The sequence below is a fragment of the Methylobacterium sp. TK26 genome (assembly GCF_055361565.1).
This window is the reverse complement of record NZ_CM143965.1, coordinates 1,228,020-1,243,723: the sequence shown is the minus strand read 5'-3', so window position 1 is coordinate 1,243,723 and position 15,704 is coordinate 1,228,020. Positions and strand designations below refer to the sequence as shown.

Genomic DNA, 15,704 nt, shown 5'->3' with positions numbered 1-15,704 from the left:
CGGATGGTGCAGATCAGGGCCGCCGTCATCGCGGGCGGAACCCGCCTCACGGCGCTCCCGAGGCGGTCAGCACGAGGAGCGAGCGGCCCGGCAGGGGCACGGCCGACGCCGCCGGGTAGGCGGGGGCGTCGGCCGGGGGCTCGCCCGTGGGGCGCGCCGTGTCGAGGGCCGGCGTCCAGGGGCCGCCGACGATGGGGGCGAGGCGGAAGGCCACCTCCCCCTCCCCGCCGTTGAACAGGATCAGCAGCCGGTCGGCCTCGACCCGGTCGTTGCCGATCTGCATGCCGAAGACCCGCAAGCCGTCGTCGCCCCAGTGGCGGCCCTCCATCTCGACGCCCTCGGGGGAGAGCCAGTGAACATCGCGCAGGGGCTCGTCGGGATCGACGAGCTCGCCCGTGAAGAAGGCCCGCCGCCGCAGGGCCGGCTGGGCCCGCCGGACGCTCAGGCAATGGGCGACGAAGGCAGTCAGGTCCGGGTCGGGGTCGGACGTCCAGTCCATCCAGCTCGTCGGGTTGTCCTGGGCGTAGGCGTTGTTGTTGCCCCCCTGCGAGCGCGAGCGCTCGTCGCCCATCAGCAGCATCGGCACGCCCTGCGCGAGAAAGATCGTGGCCAGCATGTTGCGCTTCTGGCGGGCGCGCAGGGCGAGGATGCGGGGATCGTCGGTGTCGCCCTCGATCCCGTAATTGCGGCTGACGTTGTGACCGTGGCCGTCGCGGTTGTCCTCGCCGTTGGCGTGGTTGTGCTTCTCCTCGTAGGCGACGACGTCGGCCAGGGTGAAGCCGTCGTGGCTCGCGATGAAGTTGACGCTGGCCAGCGGCGAGCGCCCCGACTGGGCGAAGGTCTCCCGCGAGCCGGTCAGCCCCTGCGTGAGCTTGGCGAGCGTGCCCGAATCCCCCCGCCAGAAGCCCCGCGCGGCGTCGCGGAACCGGTCGTTCCACTCGCTCCAGCCGCGCGGATAGCCGCCGAGCTGGTAGCCGCCCATGCCGATGTCCCAGGGCTCGGCCACCATCTTCACCCGCGCCAGGACGGGATCCTGCGCCACCGCCTGGAAGAAGGCGGCGCGGGGGGTGAAGTCCACGGGGGAGCGCCCGAGGCTGGAGGCGAGGTCGAAGCGGAAGCCCGCGATGCCGTAGGCGCTCACCCAGTGGCGCAGGGAATCGAGCACCATCTGCATGACGCGCGGATGGCTGACGTCGAGGGTGTTGCCGCAGCCGGTGCAGTCGAGGTCGCGGGACGGGTCGCCCGGCTCGGACTTGTAGTAGCTGGCGTTGTCGATGCCGCGGAAGCTCAGGGTCGGCCCGGTCAGGCCACCCTCGGCGGTGTGGTTGTAGACCACGTCGAGCCAGGTCTCGATGCCGGCGGCGTTCAGCTCGCGGATCGCGGCCTTGAGGCTCCCGACGCCGCCCTCCCCGAGGTAGCGCGGGTCCGGGGCGAAATAGCCGTAGGGCTGGTAGCCCCAGAAGTTCACGAGGCCCTTGTCCACGAGGAACCGGTCGTCGGCGAAGACCTGGATCGGCAGCAATTCCAGGGCCGTGACCCCGAGACCCACGAGGTGGTCGATGATCGCCGGATGGGCCATGGCGGCGTAGGTGCCGCGCTCCTGCTCGGGAATCGCCGGATGGGTGCGGGTCAGCGCCTTGACGTGCGCCTCGTAGATCACCGTCTCCGAGAGCGGCCGGCGCACGGGGGTGAGGGCGAGGTCGGGCACGTCCGGGGCGGTGACGACGCCGCGCGGCATGTAGACGGCGCTGTCGCGGCGATCGATCCGGTCGGCGCGGGCCCCGCTCCGGCGGTGGCTGTAGAGGGCATCGTGCCAGCGGATGCGTCCCCGGATCTCCCGCGCATAGGGGTCGAGGACGAGTTTCGAGGCGTTGAAGCGGTGGCCGTTGGCGGGGTCCCACGGCCCGTGCACCCGGTAGCCGTAGAGCTGCCCCGGCAGGAGGCCGCGCAGGTAGCCGTGCCACACGTCGTCCGTGCGGCAGGGAAGCCGCACGGTTCGGGTCTCGTGGCGCTCGCCGGGCTCGAACAGGCAGAGGTCGACCGCCGTCGCGTGTTCGGAGAACAGGGCGAAGTTCACCCCGCGCCCGTCGAAATGCGCGCCGAGCGGTGCCGGTACCCCGTCATCGACGGCGATCATGGGCGTGGTCCGGACAGGATCGGGGTTATTCCGCGGCGGCGGCGGTAGTCGGCGGCTCGCGCTCGGTGGTGCGGAAGGCTTCCAGCTCGACGAGGAAGTTGCGCGCCCACCAATCCACGTCCTCGCGGGCCATGCGCTCGGCCATGGGACGCCAGCGCGCCACGCGCTCGGCCTTGGGCATGTAGAGCGCCATGCGGATCGCCTCCGCGACCTCGAACCGGTCGTAGGGGTTCACCAGCAGGGCCTCAGGCAATTGCCGGGCCGCGCCCGCGAATTTCGAGAGCACCAGCACGCCGGGATCGTCCTCGCTCTGGGCGACGACGTATTCCTTGGCCACCAGGTTCATGCCGTCGCGCATCGGCGTGACGAGGCCGACGCGGGCCGCCCGGTAGAGGCCCGCCAGCACGGGCCGGGGATAGGCCTTGGTGATGTACTGGATCGGCGTCCAGGCGGGGTCGCCCAGCGAGCCGTTGATCTCGCCGACCTTCTCGTTCACGTCGCGGGCCAGCTGCTCGTATTCCGGCACCTCGCTGCGGGATTTCGGGGTGATCTGGATGTAGGTGACGTTGCCGCGCTGGTCGGGGTTCGAGGCGAAGAAGCTCTCCACCGCCTCCATCCGCTCGGGCACGCCCTTGGAATAGTCCAGCCGGTCGACGCCGATCAGCAGCTTGCGGGTGCGCAGGCCCGCCATGGTCTCGCGGACCACCTTGTTGGAGCCGGCCTTGTCGGCGGCCTCCTGGAAGCCCGCCACGTCGATTCCGATGGGGAAGCTCTTGAGCCGGGTGCGGCGCCCGTCAACCATCAGCGAGCCGCCGCCGAGCGGAATGGCCCGCAGCGTGTCGATGAGGTTGCGCTGCAGGTTCTGCACGTCCGGGTCGGTCTGCAGGCCGATCAGGTCGTAATCGACGATCGCGCGCAGCAACTCGCCGCTCGCAGGCAGGGAGTTGAACACGTCCGCCGCCGGCCAGGGGATGTGGTGGAAATAGCCGATCGGGTTGTCGAGGCCGAGGCCGCGCAGCTCGGCGGCGAGCGGCAGCAGGTGGTAATCGTGGACCCAGATGATGTCCTCGGGCTCCACCAGCTTGGCGAGAGCCCGGGCGAAGGTGCGGTTCACCCGGCTGTAGCCGGAATAGTCCGAGCGGGAGAAGGCGCCGAGCCCCAGCCGGTAATGCATGATCGGCCAGAGGGCGCGGTTCGCGAAGCCGGCGTAATATTCCGCGTGGTCGCGGGGGGAGAGGTCCACCACCGCGTATTGCACCCGGCCCCGGTCGATGAGCGTCGGCTCCTCGGAGGGCTCCTCGGTGATGCGCCCGCTCCAGCCGAACCACAGGCCCTCATAGGCCGAGAACGCTTCCTTGACCGCCACCGCCAGACCGCCGGCCGCGACGGCCTTGCCGCCCTCTTCCGGGACGGCCACGCGGTTCGATACGATCACAAGGCGTGCCACGCGGGTGGGCTCCCGTTCTTGGCGCGAAAACCCCGCGCCGACGCACAGATACCGTGTGTAGAACGCGCCTGAATGAGACACGATCCTTAACGCGATCAACCCAAGCGCGAAGCCGGGCCCGGGTCAAGCAGGGCCGGGTCCCCGAGGGTGACGCCCGGCTGATGCCATCCCCCGCGTGAACGCAAGCTGAGCCTTGCGGGTTTCGGGGCGAATCGAGGAACTGTCGCAGGCGCAGCCGGTTACACAGCCGTCGCGGGACACCGCGACAAAAGGAGTCTGAGCGCGATGGCCGAACCCGAATTCCCGCACGACGTGCCGCACGGTGCCGCCGGCCAGGCGTCCGCCTCCGGGCCGGACGGGACCGAGGGTGCCCGTGCCAAGGCCGAGTGGCGCGGCCTGCAGGGCGATGTGGAGAACCTCGCCGGCGTCGCCGCCGAGCAGGGGCGCGGCCTCCTCGACGCCGCCCGGCTCCAGGCCCAGGATTACGTCGAGCGCCGCAAGGGCGAGGCGGCGCAATCGGTGCAGGACCTCGCGCGCTCACTGCGCGGCTCCGGCAAGGACATGTCCGACAAACCGCATGTGCGCGCCTTCTTCGACAGCGCGGCCGATGGGCTGGACCAGCTCGGCACCTCGATCGAGCGGCGCAGCCTGAGCGACTTCTACGGCGAGGCCGAGGCCCTGGCCCGCCGGGCGCCGGTCGCGGTTGCGGTCGGCACCTTCATGGTGGGCCTGCTGGCTGCCCGCTTCATCAAGTCCTCGAACGCTCCGCCGGACGACGACCTCCGCGACGAATTCCGGGCCTGATCATGAGCCAAGGATCCGACCCCCGCCCGGGCGCCAGCTCGATCCAGAGCCTGATCGGCGACGCCCTGCGCGAGACCAACGATCTCGCGCGCAAGGAGATCGCCCTGTTCCGGGCGGAGATGGCGGGCAATGTCCGCCAGCTCATCGCGGGCCTCGCCTGCATGATCGGCGCGGCGGTCTTCGCCGTGGTGGCGCTGCTGGTGCTCATCGACGCCTTCGTGAAGTGGCTCGCCACCATCGTCGGCTCGGAATGGCTCGCGGCGCTCATCGTCGGCGGCACGCTGTTCGTCCTCGCGGCGGGCATGGCCCTGTGGGCCCGGAGCGTGCTCTCGCTCTCGACCCTGGCGCCCACCCGCACCACCCGTCAGGTTCGACAGGACGCCCAGGCCCTGTCGGAACGCGTCTCAGGATGAGAATGCCGTCATGAGTTCGATGAACGACCTCGAACGCGAGATCGAGGAAAGCCGCGCCCGTCTCGACGAGACGATCGACCAGATCCAGGGCCGTCTCTCGGTGCCCAACCTCGTCGATGAGATGCTCGGCAACGCCCGCCGGGTGCCTCAGCTCGCCACCGTCTACGACGGCGCGCTGGACGCGGTGCGCCGCAACCCCGTCCCCGTGCTGCTGATCGCAGCCGGCGTCGGGATGCTGTTCAGCCGCATGGCCAAGGAGACCGAGCGGCGCCGCACGCAGGTATCGGCGGCGCGGGTGGACAGCCTCGCCACGGACGCCGTGCGCGATTACGACCCGGACGGCCCCGCCGCCCGGCCGGTCCACGACCCCGTCGAGAAGACCGAGATCTGACCGCCCCGCCCCGCCCCGCGGGACCTCTCTGACACCGTGACACGACCGCCGAGGATACGAGCATGACCGACAAGCCGGGCTTCCCCGCGGGCGAGCCGTTCAACCCCGCCGCCGCGCCGGGCGCCGCCGGGGACCACACCCTGCGGCCCGACCCCGCCGGCCGCCACGATCCCCTCCCCGGCGCGGCCACCGCCGCCGCCGACCGGGCCGCCGACACGGCCCACGATCTGGGCGACAAGGCCTCCGATCTGGCCGACCGGGCGCGGGATCGGATCACCGGCCTCGCCGACGACATCCACGACCGGCTCGGCAACTCGGCCGACCGCGTGCGAGACAAGGCCGAGGCGGCCTACGACGAGGCCCGCGGCCGGGCGGGCGACCTCCACCGCCGCCACATGCGCCAGCTCGACGACCTGACCGTGCAGGGTCTCGACGGCCTGCGCCGCAGCCGCACCCAGGTCGAGCGCTTCGTGGAAGACAATCCCCTGCTGGTCGGCGTGGTGGGCGTCGCCGCCGGGCTGCTGCTCGGGGCGCTCTTGCCGCGCACCCGCCAGGAGGACCGCAGCCTCGGCCCGTATGCCGACGAGGTCCGCGAGGAGGGCCTGCGCTACGCCCGCGAGATGACCCATCGCGGCCGGGAGTTCGTCCAGTCGGCCCTCGACCCGGACAATCTCAACGACGCGGTCCGCAAGGCGACCGGGGCCGAGGACGACCGCACGCCGCCGGCCGGCGAGCGGACGCAGCACAACCTGTAAGGACAGCCGGAAAGGCGCGCCCCCTCTCCCCGCCTGCGGGGAGAGGGGCTACGGCTCCTTCGGATAAGGACGTGGCGGCATGTCTTTCGACAGACGCTACCCCCCGAACAATCCCTTGTACTGCTCCCGCAGCACGTTCTTCTGCACCTTGCCCATGGTGTTGCGCGGCAGCTCGTCCACGAACAGGACGCGCTTGGGGCACTTGAACTTGGCGAGCCGCCCTTCGAGGTCGGCCACCATGGCGGCCTCGTCCGGGGCGCCCTCCCCGCCGACCACGACCGCCGTCACCGCCTCGCCGAAATCCGGGTGGGCCACGCCGATCACCGCCGATTCCACCACGCCGGGCAGGCCGTCGATCTCGGTCTCGACCTCCTTCGGGTAGACGTTGAAGCCCCCTGAGATGATCAGGTCCTTGCCGCGCCCGACGATGTGGACGTAGCCCCGCGCATCGACCTTGCCGAGGTCGCCGGTGATGAAGAACCCGTCCGGCTTGAACTCGGCGGCGGTCTTCTCGGGCATGCGCCAATAGCCCTTGAACACGTTGGCGCCCTTCACCTCGATCATCCCGACCTCGTCGGGGCCAAGCGGCGTCCCGCTGTCGGGATCGACCACCCGCAGGTCCACCCCCGGCAGGGGGAAGCCCACCGTGCCCGCCACCCGGTCCCCGTCATAGGGGTTCGAGGTGCTCATGTTGGTCTCGGTCATGCCGTAGCGTTCGAGGATGGCGTGGCCGGTGCGGGCCTGCCATTCCCGGTGCGTCTCGGCCAGCAGCGGCGCCGAGCCCGAGGTGAACAGGCGGATGCCCCTGGCCGCCTCGCGGGTCAGGCCCGGCTCCTTGAGGAGCCGCGTGTAGAAGGTCGGCACGCCCATCATCGACGTCGCCCGCGGCATCAGCTCCAGGATCTTCTTGGCGTCGAGGCGCGGCAGGAACAGCATCGTGCCGCCGCTCGCGAGCACGGTGTTCGTGGCCACGAACAGGCCGTGGGTGTGGAACACCGGCAGGGCGTGGATCAGCACGTCGTCGGCGGTGAAGCGCCATGCCTCGACCATCACCTTCGCGTTCGAGGCGAGGTTGTCGTGGCTTAGCATCGCGCCCTTGGAGCGCCCCGTCGTACCCGAGGTGTAGAGGATCGCGGCCAGATCCTCGGGCCCGCGCGGCACGTCCGCGAAGGCCGCGCCGTCCTGCGCGTCGGCCGCCTCGGCGGCGCTGCCCGTGCCGGCCGCGTCGAGGGTCCAGACCTGCCGCACCCCGGCGGCGGCCTCGGACAGCGCCGCGCGCCGGGCCGGGTCGCACACGAAGAGGGCAGGCTCGGCGTCGCCGAGGAAATAGCCGATCTCGGCGGGGGTGTAGGCGGTGTTGAGGGGCAGGAACACCGCCCCGGCCCGGACCACGCCGAGATAGAGGAAGATCACCTCGGCGCTCTTCTCCACCTGCACCGCCACCCGGTCCCCCGGTGCGACACCCGCCGCCACGAGGGCTGCGGCGTAGGCGCCGGAGCGGGCGATCAGGTCGGCATAGGAATAGTGCCGGCCCTCATGGGTCTCGATGACGGTCTTGGCCGGGCTGGGGATGCCGTCCCGCACGAGGGAGAAGAGGTGATTCGTCATCGAAGGGCCGGGTTGCTGGCTGGCGTCTTATCCCGCCTCTCTAGCCGCCCCGCCCCGCTGCCGCGAGCCCTTTCGGGCGGCAAGCCGCTGCCGGGACGACAGAAAGCCCCCTCCGGTGCCTTCTCCGGCGCGAACAGGGCGAGCCGCGCGGGCATGCCGGCGGAGGATCTGACGCTGGCCGCGTGGTCCCTGGTCCACGGGCTCACGGCCCTGATCCTCGTTCCCTTGGCGCCCGGCTGATGCGCCCTCAGGCATCAGCGAGGGCGACGGCGCGGGGCGGCGGGAGCTTGGCGCGCAACTCGCGGCTGACCGCCGAGGAGGCGGCGACCGTGCCGAGGTTGGCGTAGGTCTCGTGGTTCTTCTCGATGGCGCCGAGGTCGTAGAGGTAGTTGACCATCAGCCCGTGCGACTGCGCGAGGCCCTTGTCCGAGACGTCGCCGAGGAAGTTGATCCGCTCCAGCCGCGCCCCGTTGCCGAGGTGGAACCGCGCCACCGGGTCGAGGGGACGCCCGCGCTCGTTCTTGGCGCGCAGGAAATAGGCCGCCGCCGCCGGGATCATCGCCTTGCGCACGGTCTCGGAGAGCGCCTTGTCCTCGTGCCAGCCGGGGATGTCGAGGCCGCGCAGGGCCTCCACGTCCTCCGGCAGCAGGCCCTGCGGGCTGTCGGCCCGGCGCTCGCGGGTGAGCCACGCGGTAAAGCCCGGCACCGGCGAGAGGGTGACGAAGGTCTTCAGGCTCGGGATCTCGCGGGCCAGATCCTCCACCACCTGCTTGATGAGGAAGTTGCCGAAGGTGACGCCCGCGAGCCCCTTCTGGCAGTTCGAGATCGAGTAGAAGATCGCGGTGGTGGCCGCGCGCGGCGGCAGGGGCTTGCGCTCCCGCGACAGGATCGGCGCGATGGCCGGGGCGATGCCCTCGGTGAGCGCCACCTCCACGAAGATCAGCGGCTCGTCGGCGAGCGCCGGGTGGAAGAAGGCGAAGCAGCGCCGGTCCGGCGGCTCGATCCGGGCGCGCAGGTCGTCCCAGTCGGCGATGGCGTGGACCGCCTCGTAGCGGATGATCTTCTCGAGGATATGCGCCGGGGTCGTCCAGTCGATGTGGCGCAGCACCAGGAAGCCCCGGTTGAACCACGAGGCGAACAGGTGCTCGAAATCCGAATCGAGGCTGTCGGCGGCGTCGAGCAGGGCCTTGTCCGCCGGCCCGTCCTTGGCCGCCTTGCGCAGGTCGCGGCGCAGGTCGAACAGGTCCTCGCGCATCCGCACGAGACTCAGCGTGCCGCCCCGCGCGAGGTTGAGGCGGCGGATCAGTTCCTGGCTGCGCGGCTCGGCGGCCTCGTGCAGGGTGCCGAGGCGGGCGCGGCTCGGGTTGGCGAGATAGGCGGTGATCGCCGCGTCGACGGCGCGGTCGTCCGCCCCGAAATCGAGGGCGATGGCCCGCAGGAACTCGTGCCGCTCGGCGGGCGACAGGCTGGCGTAGCGGTCGAGGATGGCGCGGGCGAGGGCGACGCCGGACGCCTCGCCCCGGCGGGAGATGAGGTCGTCGCAGAGGCGGGCGAGGTCGGCGGCGCCGGCCCGGGCGGCGATGTCCCCCCGGCCGAGGCCGACGAGATCGACGAGGTCGCGGCCCCGGTCGCTGATCGTCTGAAGCAGGTCGCCAAAGAAGGAGATCGCCGCCATCGCCCTCGTGATCCCGTCCTGCCGCGCTTGTTCGCCCCTAGTTTAGGGCGCCGACGCCGCCACGGCCAAGGCCAAAGCGACGCCGGATCGTCTCAACCCTGTGGTGACAGCATCGCGAGGTCGGCGCGCTCGCGCCAATCCCCCACGCCGTGCTGGCGGGCGAAGCGCAATTCGGCGGCGCGCTTGGCACGGTCGGGGTCGCGCGCCCGGCTGATCTCCACGGATCCCACCGTAAACGGCACCCCGAGTATCTCCCTGGCGAAATCGACCCGGTAATTCAGCATCCCGTACTCCTTGCTGGGAGCCCTCCCCCGGCTTTCGCCGGGAACGGATCGGCGCCCCGATCGTAGAATGACGGCGGGGCCGGGCCTGCGACGGTGTGAACCACGCGGGGCCGGACCCATGCGGAGTCATGTCCGCATCGGTCTCATATGGGGCAGCCGCAGACCGATTGCAGGTGCGCGAGGCGGGGCGCGGCCATGCGGCGCGTCCGCTTGCCGGGCCCGCTTGCCCGTGCGCGAGATCCCCGCCGTTCCAACCCCCGACCTTGCGAGGGCGCCCTGTCCGCCACCCTTTCCGCGCCCGCCCCCCTCGACGGCAAGGCGAGGCTCGGCCTGACCCTGATCGCGGGCGGGGCCGTGGCCAACATCTACTACAACCAGCCGCTCCTCGGGCTGATCGTGGCCGAGTTCGGCGACCGCGCCGCCCTCTGGGTGCCGACGACGGCCCTCGTCGGCTACGGGCTGGGCATCGTCGGCCTCGTGCCCCTGGGCGACGCCCTGCCCCGGCGGCGGCTGATCGTGCTGCAATGTCTCGCCCTGGCCCTGGCGCTGCTGGCCGTGGGCCTGAGCCGCAACCTCCTGGCGCTCGCCCTGGCGCATCTCCTCGTCGGCATCCTCGCCTCGGCGGCGCAGCAGGCGGTGCCCTTCGCGGCCGAACTCGCCCCCGATGCGAGCCGGGGCCGGGTGGTCGGGCAGGTGATGACCGGGCTCCTCACCGGCATCCTGCTCGCCCGGACGGCGAGCGGCTTCATCGGCGCCCATCTCGGCTGGCGGCCGGTCTTCCTCATCGCCTCCGGCGTGGCGCTCGCCATGGCGGGGATCGCCGCCGCCACCCTGCCGCACACGCCCCAGACCCAGCGCCTGCGCTACGCCGCCCTGATGACCTCCATTGTCGGGCTCGCCAGGACGCAGCCGGTGCTGCGCACCGCCGCCCTGTCGCAGGGGCTGCTGTTTGCCGGGTTCAACGCCTTCTGGGCGACGCTCGCCCTCCTCGTGGAGGCACCGCCCTTCGGCCTCACCGCCGCCGGGGCGGGGCTGTTCGGGGTGATCGGCGTCTGCGGCGCCTTCGTCGCCCCGTTCTCCGGCCGCTTCACCGACCGGAAGGGCGCCAAGCCCGTGGTGCTCGGCGGGAGCCTCCTCGTCGCCCTGTCCTTCGTGATCCTCTGGGCGGCGGGGACGTGGTCCCTCGTCGCCGTGGCGGTGGGGGTGTTCCTCATCGACATCGGGATGAACGGCGCGCTCATCGCCAACCAGACCCGCGCCTACGCCCTGGTGCCCGGCGCGCGGGGGCGGATCAACACCGTGCTGTTTACGACGATCTTCGTCTTCGCGGCGCTCGGCGCCTATGCCGGCTCGCAGGCCTTTCTGCTCGTCGGCTGGCCGGGCGTCTGCGCGGTGGGCCTCGGCTTCTCGGCCCTGGCGGTGCTGGTCGCCGCGCGGGACCCGCACCCGGCGAAGGGGTAGTAGTGAGTAGGGAGTAGGGAGTAGCGAATAGGGAGTAGCGAATAGCGAATAGTGGACGGCAGTCGACACGTTCGAAGCGGGCGCATCGGCTGCAACTCCCTATTCGCTATTCGCCCCCTTTCATCACCCGCGACAGCCGACACCACGCCGCCTTGTCGGCCGGCAGGCCGAAGCGCAGGCGCTCCGGGCGCTCGGTGAAGCGGCGCACGGCGATGCCCGCCTGCGCGAGCCCCCGGTAGAGGCCGGGAGCGTCGGGAAAGTCGGCCGTGCGGAACAGGCGCGTGCCGCCGACGATCCGCCCGCCGGCCCGCAGGATCATCCGGTCGAGGCGTCCGGCGTCCAGGCCCCGCGCCCGCGCCGCTTCCGCGCGCCACGCGCCGTCCGACAGGGCGGCGGCGCCGATGGCCAGGGCCGGGCCGGACACCGCCCAGGGGCCGAGCGCCCCGGCGATCCGCCCCGCCGTGCCGGGATCGGCCACCGCGAAGCCGAGGCGCAGGCCGGCGAGCCCATAGGTCTTGCCGAAGGAGCGCAGCACCACGAGCCCCGGCCCGACATGCGGGCACAGGCTCTCGACCTCCTCCAGATCCGCGAAGGCCTCGTCGGCGACGAGCAGCCCGCCCCGCGCGCGCATCGCCGCCGCGAGGGCGAGGCGGTCGGCGAGCGGGTCGGTGCGCCCGTCCGGGTTGTTCGGATCGACGCTCACCGCCACCCGCGCCGCACCGACGTCGCCGAGGCCCGTCACCTCCCGCACCGCGTGCCCGGCCCGCCGCCACGCGGCCGCGTGCTCGGCATAGGTCGGGCCGACGACGGCGACTTCGGTCGGGGCCACGAGGCGGGGCAGGGTCTCGATCAGGATCTGCGTGCCGGGCGCGGCGACGACATGGTCGGCCCCCGGCGCGCCGTAGGCCCCGGACGCCGCCGCGCGCAGCGCCAGGAGCTCGGCGGATTCCGGCAGACGCAGCCACGCGCTGGCCTCGACGGGCGGCACGGGATAGGGGACCGGGTTGATCCCCGTCGACAGGTCGAGCCACGGCAGCGGCGCGTCGGGGAAGGTTCTTCGGAGGTCCCCGAGATCGCCGCCATGGGCGATCACGGCGGCCTCACGCGCGGAAACGCTCCACACCGAATGGTCCATCCGCCCGACACGCTCGCCTGTCTCGCCATCGCCCTCGGGATCGAGGCGGCGGCCGGCTATCCAAACGCGCTCTACAGGGCCATCGGCCACCCTGTCACCTGGATCGGCCGGCTGATCGCCGCCCTGGACCACGGGCTCAACCGGGGCTCGGAGCGGCGCCGCCGCCTCGCGGGGGTGCTCGCCCTGGTGCTGCTGCTGGCGGTGGTCGGCGGCGTCGCCGGGCTCGTCACGGCGGCGGCGGGGCTCGCCGGCCCCCTCCCCGCCCTCGTCCTCACGGGCGTGCTGGCCGCGAGCCTGCCGGCGCAGCGCAGCCTGCACCAGCACGTCGCGGCGGTGGAGACCGGCCTGCGCGCGGGCGGGCTGGAGGCCGGGCGCCGGGCGGTGTCGATGATCGTCGGGCGCGACCCCGAGCGCCTCGACGAGTCCGCGATCTGCCGGGCGGCGATCGAGAGCCTGTCCGAGAATTTTTCCGACGGGATCGTGGCGCCGGCCTTCTGGATCGGCGGCCTCGGCCTGCCCGGCGGGGCGCTCTACAAGGCCGCCAACACCGCCGACAGCATGATCGGCCACCGCACCCCGCGCTACGCCGCCTTCGGCTGGGCGGCGGCCCGCTTCGACGACCTCGTGAACCTCCCCGCCTCCCGCCTCGCCGGGCTCCTCATCGCCGGGGCGGCCTTCCTTCGCGGGGCGGACGGCCGGGGCGCCCTGCGGGCGATGGCCCGCGACGCCCGCCGCCACCGCTCGCCCAATGCCGGCTGGCCCGAATCCGCCATGGCCGGGGCCCTCGGCCTCAGGCTCGCCGGGCCGCGCGTCTACGACGGCACCCTCGTGCCCGACGCCCACATGGGCGACGGCCGGGCCGAGGCGACGCCCGACGACATCGGCCGGGCGCTCGCGCTCTACCGCACCGCCTGCTGGCTCCAGGGGGGGCTGGTGGTGGCGCTCCTGGCGCTCGGGTTCGCCCTGGCGGGGTGAGGCCGCACGCCGCCGGCGTGCTACACGTTTCCCGCGAGGAGACACCCATGCGCGCCGTGTTCGTGGATGCCAGCGAGACCCTGGCCGAGGTGGCCCGCCGCCTGAGCCGGCCCGGCGATCCGCCCCTCACGATCCATGCCGACCCGGACACCGTCCCGGAGGACCTGCCCCGCCTGCTGGCCGGGGCGGAGGTCGCGCTCATCGACCACACCGCCCTGCCCGTCTCCGTCGCGAGGGCCTGCGCGGGCCTGAAGCACGTCGTATTCCTCGGCACGGGGGCGCGCAGCTACATGGACCCGGAGGCGCTGGAGGCCGAACTCGGCGTGAAGGTCCATCTCATCCGGGGCTACGGCGATACGGCGGTGGCCGAATGCGCCTTCGCCCTGATGTGGGCCGCCGCCAAGGGTCTCGCCCGCATGGACGGGGCGATGCGCGCCGGGCAATGGCTGCGCACGGACGGCATCCAGCTCACCGGCAAGACGGTGGGCCTGATCGGGTTCGGCGGGATCGGTGCCGAGATGGCCCGCCTCTGCGCCGGGATCGGCATGCGGGTGATCGCGTGGAACCGGACGCCCCGCCCCCATCCCGGGGTCGCGTTCGTGGACCTCGACACCCTGCTCGCCGACAGCGACGTGGTCTCGCTCCACCTGCTGCTCACCGACGAGACACGGGGGTTCCTCTCGGCGGAGCGGATCGCCAAGCTCAAGCCGGGGGCGCTCCTCGTCAACACCGCGCGCGGCGCGCTCCTCGACGAGGCCGCGCTGGCGCAGGCCCTGCGCGAGGGGCGCCTCGCCGGGGCGGGGCTCGATGTGTTCGTGGAGGAGCCCCTGCCGGGCGGGCACCCCTTCGCGGGGCTCCCGACCGTGACGCTCTCGGCGCATTCAGCCTTCCGCACGCCGGAGGCGAGCGACAACCTGATCGGTGCCGCCCTCGACCATTGCCGGAGGATCGCCGCCGGAGGCTAGGGCCTCAATGCTCCGTGCCGGGCATGTTCGGGCGCGGCGGCCCGCCATGGTCGCGGATCACGCTGGAGCGTCCCGGATGGCCCTTCAGGTCGGCGACCTGCTTGCGCGCAGCGGCGCCCAGGAACCACAGGGCTCCGATCGTGCCGAAAGCCAGAAACAGCAGGGGATAACCGTTGCTCATATCCGCGTCCTCCCGGCGTCCCCTCCGGCGGAAGGACGCTGTGTCAGATCGCGTATCCAACGGACTCCGTCAGGAGCCCGCCGCGCCGGTTCATGATGAACGCGCGGACAAGGATTCCGTTCAGGCCACCCGCACCTCCCGGCGGGTGACATCCCGGCGCAGGGCCGACAGGACAAGGAACATCAGCCCCGCCCCCGCCGCGAGGCAGGCCGAGAGGAACAGCATCGGCACGAGATCGCTGCGGGTGGCGTCGCGGATCATCGGCACCGCGTTCTGGGCCACGAACCCGCCGAGATTGCCCACCGAGTTGATCGCCGCGATCCCCGCCGCCGCCGAGGCGCCGCGCAGGAAGGTGCCCGGCATCGACCAGAAGACCGGCTGCGCCGAGAACGCCCCCGCCGCCGCGACGCAGAGGCAGGCGAACTTCACCGCGTTGCCCGGCAGGATCACGCTCAGCGCCAGACCCGCCGCGCCGACCAGCGCCGGCCCGACCACGTGCCACGTCAGGGCGTTGCCCGTCGCCCCCGTGCGGGCGGCGTGGCGGGGCACCCACCACAGGGCGACCGCCGCCCCGAGCCAGGGGATGACGTTGATGAAGCCGTTGGCGAGGTTCGAGACGCCGAACCCCTTCACCACCGTGGGCAGCCAGTAGCTCAGGCCGTAGGCCGCGAGCGGCAGGCAGACATAGACCCCGGCCAGCATCTGCACCCGCCGGTCGAGGAGGGCGGCGAAGGGGTTGCCGTGCTCGACATGGCCGGTTCCCGTCCGCTCCGCCTCGATGGTGCGGGTGAGCCACGCCTTCTGCGCGGGGGCGAGCCACGGTGCCGTGGCGGGGCCGTCCGGCAGGACCACCAGCACCACCACCGCCAGCAGGAGCGCCGGGCAACCGGTGGCCAGGAACACCCATTGCCAGCCCGCCAGCCCCAGCACCCCGTCGAGCCCGAGAAGCGCCCCGCCCACCGCCGCCCCGACCGCGTTGGCGATGACCGAGGCGATCATGAACCAGCCGATCATCCGCGCCCGGTGGGCTTGCGGGAACCACAGGGTGAGGGCGAACAGCACGCCGGGGAAGAACCCCGCCTCCGCGACCCCGAGCAGGAAGCGCAGGACGTAGAACATCGTCGTGCCCTGGGTGAAGCCGAGGAGGATCGTCACCAGCCCCCAGGTGAACATGATCCGCGCGAACCAGACCCGCGCCCCGACCTTCTCCAGGAAGACGTTGGCCGGCACCTCGAACAGGAAGTAGCCGAGGAAGAACAGCGAGGCGCCGAGCCCGTAGGCGGTCTCGCTGAGGCCGAGCGCCCCCACCATCTCCAGCTTGGCGTAGGAGATGTTCTGCCGGTCGATATAGGCGACGAGGTACATGAGCCCGAGCAGCGGCATCAGCCGCAGGGTCACGGTGCGGATCGTGCCCTCTCCGATCTCCGCCTGCGCGGGATGGGTCTCGCTCGCCATGGTCGCGTTTCCTCGAAG

Annotated in this window: 15 protein-coding genes; 7 read left to right on the top strand and 8 right to left on the bottom strand. The window is 72.2% G+C overall.

The features are described 5' to 3' along the window. Window positions 1-46 precede the first annotated feature (46 nt). Window positions 47-2,137 (bottom strand): glycogen debranching protein GlgX, encoded by a 2,091-nt coding sequence (gene glgX, locus ACXJ1Y_RS06160; protein ID WP_463849231.1) that lies wholly within the window; start codon window positions 2,135-2,137, stop codon window positions 47-49. A gap of 25 nt (window positions 2,138-2,162) precedes the next feature. After that, entirely contained in the window at window positions 2,163-3,584 is a 1,422-nt protein-coding gene (locus ACXJ1Y_RS06155) for an alpha,alpha-trehalose-phosphate synthase (UDP-forming) (RefSeq protein ID WP_463849230.1), read from the bottom strand. Between the two features lie 285 nt (window positions 3,585-3,869). Here ACXJ1Y_RS06155 and ACXJ1Y_RS06150 point away from each other — a divergent pair, with 285 nt between their 5' ends. The 4 genes from ACXJ1Y_RS06150 to ACXJ1Y_RS06135 all read left to right on the top strand — a co-directional run bounded on the left by ACXJ1Y_RS06150 (window position 3,870) and on the right by ACXJ1Y_RS06135 (window position 5,947). Continuing rightward, window positions 3,870-4,388: a hypothetical protein gene (locus ACXJ1Y_RS06150; protein WP_463849229.1), complete on the top strand. Its 519-nt coding sequence runs from the start codon at window positions 3,870-3,872 to the stop codon at window positions 4,386-4,388. Window positions 4,389-4,390: 2 nt separating this feature from the next. Continuing rightward, window positions 4,391-4,801 carry a phage holin family protein gene (locus ACXJ1Y_RS06145; protein ID WP_243954250.1) on the top strand — a complete coding sequence of 137 codons (411 nt, stop codon included), beginning with the start codon at window positions 4,391-4,393 and terminating at the stop codon, window positions 4,799-4,801. A 19-nt stretch (window positions 4,802-4,820) separates the two neighbouring features. Beyond that, entirely contained in the window at window positions 4,821-5,192 is a 372-nt protein-coding gene (locus ACXJ1Y_RS06140) for a DUF3618 domain-containing protein (RefSeq protein ID WP_463850051.1), read from the top strand. 62 nt (window positions 5,193-5,254) lie between these two features. Further along, on the top strand, window positions 5,255-5,947 hold the full coding sequence (locus ACXJ1Y_RS06135; RefSeq protein WP_463849228.1) for a hypothetical protein: 693 nt from the start codon (window positions 5,255-5,257) through the stop codon (window positions 5,945-5,947). 96 nt (window positions 5,948-6,043) lie between these two features. On the opposite strand, the gene ACXJ1Y_RS06130 is transcribed toward ACXJ1Y_RS06135, so the two are convergent. The 3 genes from ACXJ1Y_RS06130 to ACXJ1Y_RS06120 form a co-directional block, all read right to left on the bottom strand. Further along, window positions 6,044-7,555 (bottom strand): malonate--CoA ligase, encoded by a 1,512-nt coding sequence (locus ACXJ1Y_RS06130; protein ID WP_463849227.1) that lies wholly within the window; start codon window positions 7,553-7,555, stop codon window positions 6,044-6,046. A 247-nt stretch (window positions 7,556-7,802) separates the two neighbouring features. Then, window positions 7,803-9,230 carry a malonyl-CoA decarboxylase gene (locus ACXJ1Y_RS06125; protein WP_463849226.1) on the bottom strand — a complete coding sequence of 476 codons (1,428 nt, stop codon included), beginning with the start codon at window positions 9,228-9,230 and terminating at the stop codon, window positions 7,803-7,805. 92 nt (window positions 9,231-9,322) lie between these two features. Beyond that, window positions 9,323-9,514, bottom strand: a complete 192-nt coding sequence (locus ACXJ1Y_RS06120; protein ID WP_463849225.1) for a hypothetical protein — start codon at window positions 9,512-9,514, stop codon at window positions 9,323-9,325. A 195-nt stretch (window positions 9,515-9,709) separates the two neighbouring features. Between ACXJ1Y_RS06120 and ACXJ1Y_RS06115 the strand changes: the two genes are divergently transcribed. Next, window positions 9,710-10,975: an MFS transporter gene (locus ACXJ1Y_RS06115; RefSeq protein WP_463849224.1), complete on the top strand. Its 1,266-nt coding sequence runs from the start codon at window positions 9,710-9,712 to the stop codon at window positions 10,973-10,975. A 106-nt stretch (window positions 10,976-11,081) separates the two neighbouring features. Here ACXJ1Y_RS06115 and cobD read toward each other — a convergent pair whose 3' ends face one another. Further along, the gene (cobD, locus tag ACXJ1Y_RS06110) at window positions 11,082-12,110 is read right to left on the bottom strand and encodes a threonine-phosphate decarboxylase CobD (protein ID WP_463849223.1); all 1,029 of its coding nucleotides are present in this window, start codon (window positions 12,108-12,110) and stop codon (window positions 11,082-11,084) included. On the opposite strand from cobD, the gene cbiB reads away from it, so the two are divergent. Beyond that, window positions 12,102-13,085: an adenosylcobinamide-phosphate synthase CbiB gene (cbiB, locus tag ACXJ1Y_RS06105; protein ID WP_463849222.1), complete on the top strand. Its 984-nt coding sequence runs from the start codon at window positions 12,102-12,104 to the stop codon at window positions 13,083-13,085. The two genes, cobD and cbiB, sit on opposite strands and share 9 nt — an antisense overlap. A gap of 47 nt (window positions 13,086-13,132) precedes the next feature. Continuing rightward, window positions 13,133-14,050 carry an NAD(P)-dependent oxidoreductase gene (locus ACXJ1Y_RS06100; protein WP_463849221.1) on the top strand — a complete coding sequence of 306 codons (918 nt, stop codon included), beginning with the start codon at window positions 13,133-13,135 and terminating at the stop codon, window positions 14,048-14,050. 4 nt (window positions 14,051-14,054) lie between these two features. Here ACXJ1Y_RS06100 and ACXJ1Y_RS06095 read toward each other — a convergent pair whose 3' ends face one another. Together ACXJ1Y_RS06095 and ACXJ1Y_RS06090 are read right to left on the bottom strand one after the other, a co-directional pair. After that, on the bottom strand, window positions 14,055-14,231 hold the full coding sequence (locus ACXJ1Y_RS06095) for a hypothetical protein (protein WP_463849220.1): 177 nt from the start codon (window positions 14,229-14,231) through the stop codon (window positions 14,055-14,057). Between the two features lie 120 nt (window positions 14,232-14,351). After that, window positions 14,352-15,686 carry an MFS transporter gene (locus tag ACXJ1Y_RS06090; RefSeq protein WP_463849219.1) on the bottom strand — a complete coding sequence of 445 codons (1,335 nt, stop codon included), beginning with the start codon at window positions 15,684-15,686 and terminating at the stop codon, window positions 14,352-14,354. Window positions 15,687-15,704: the final 18 nt, after the last annotated feature.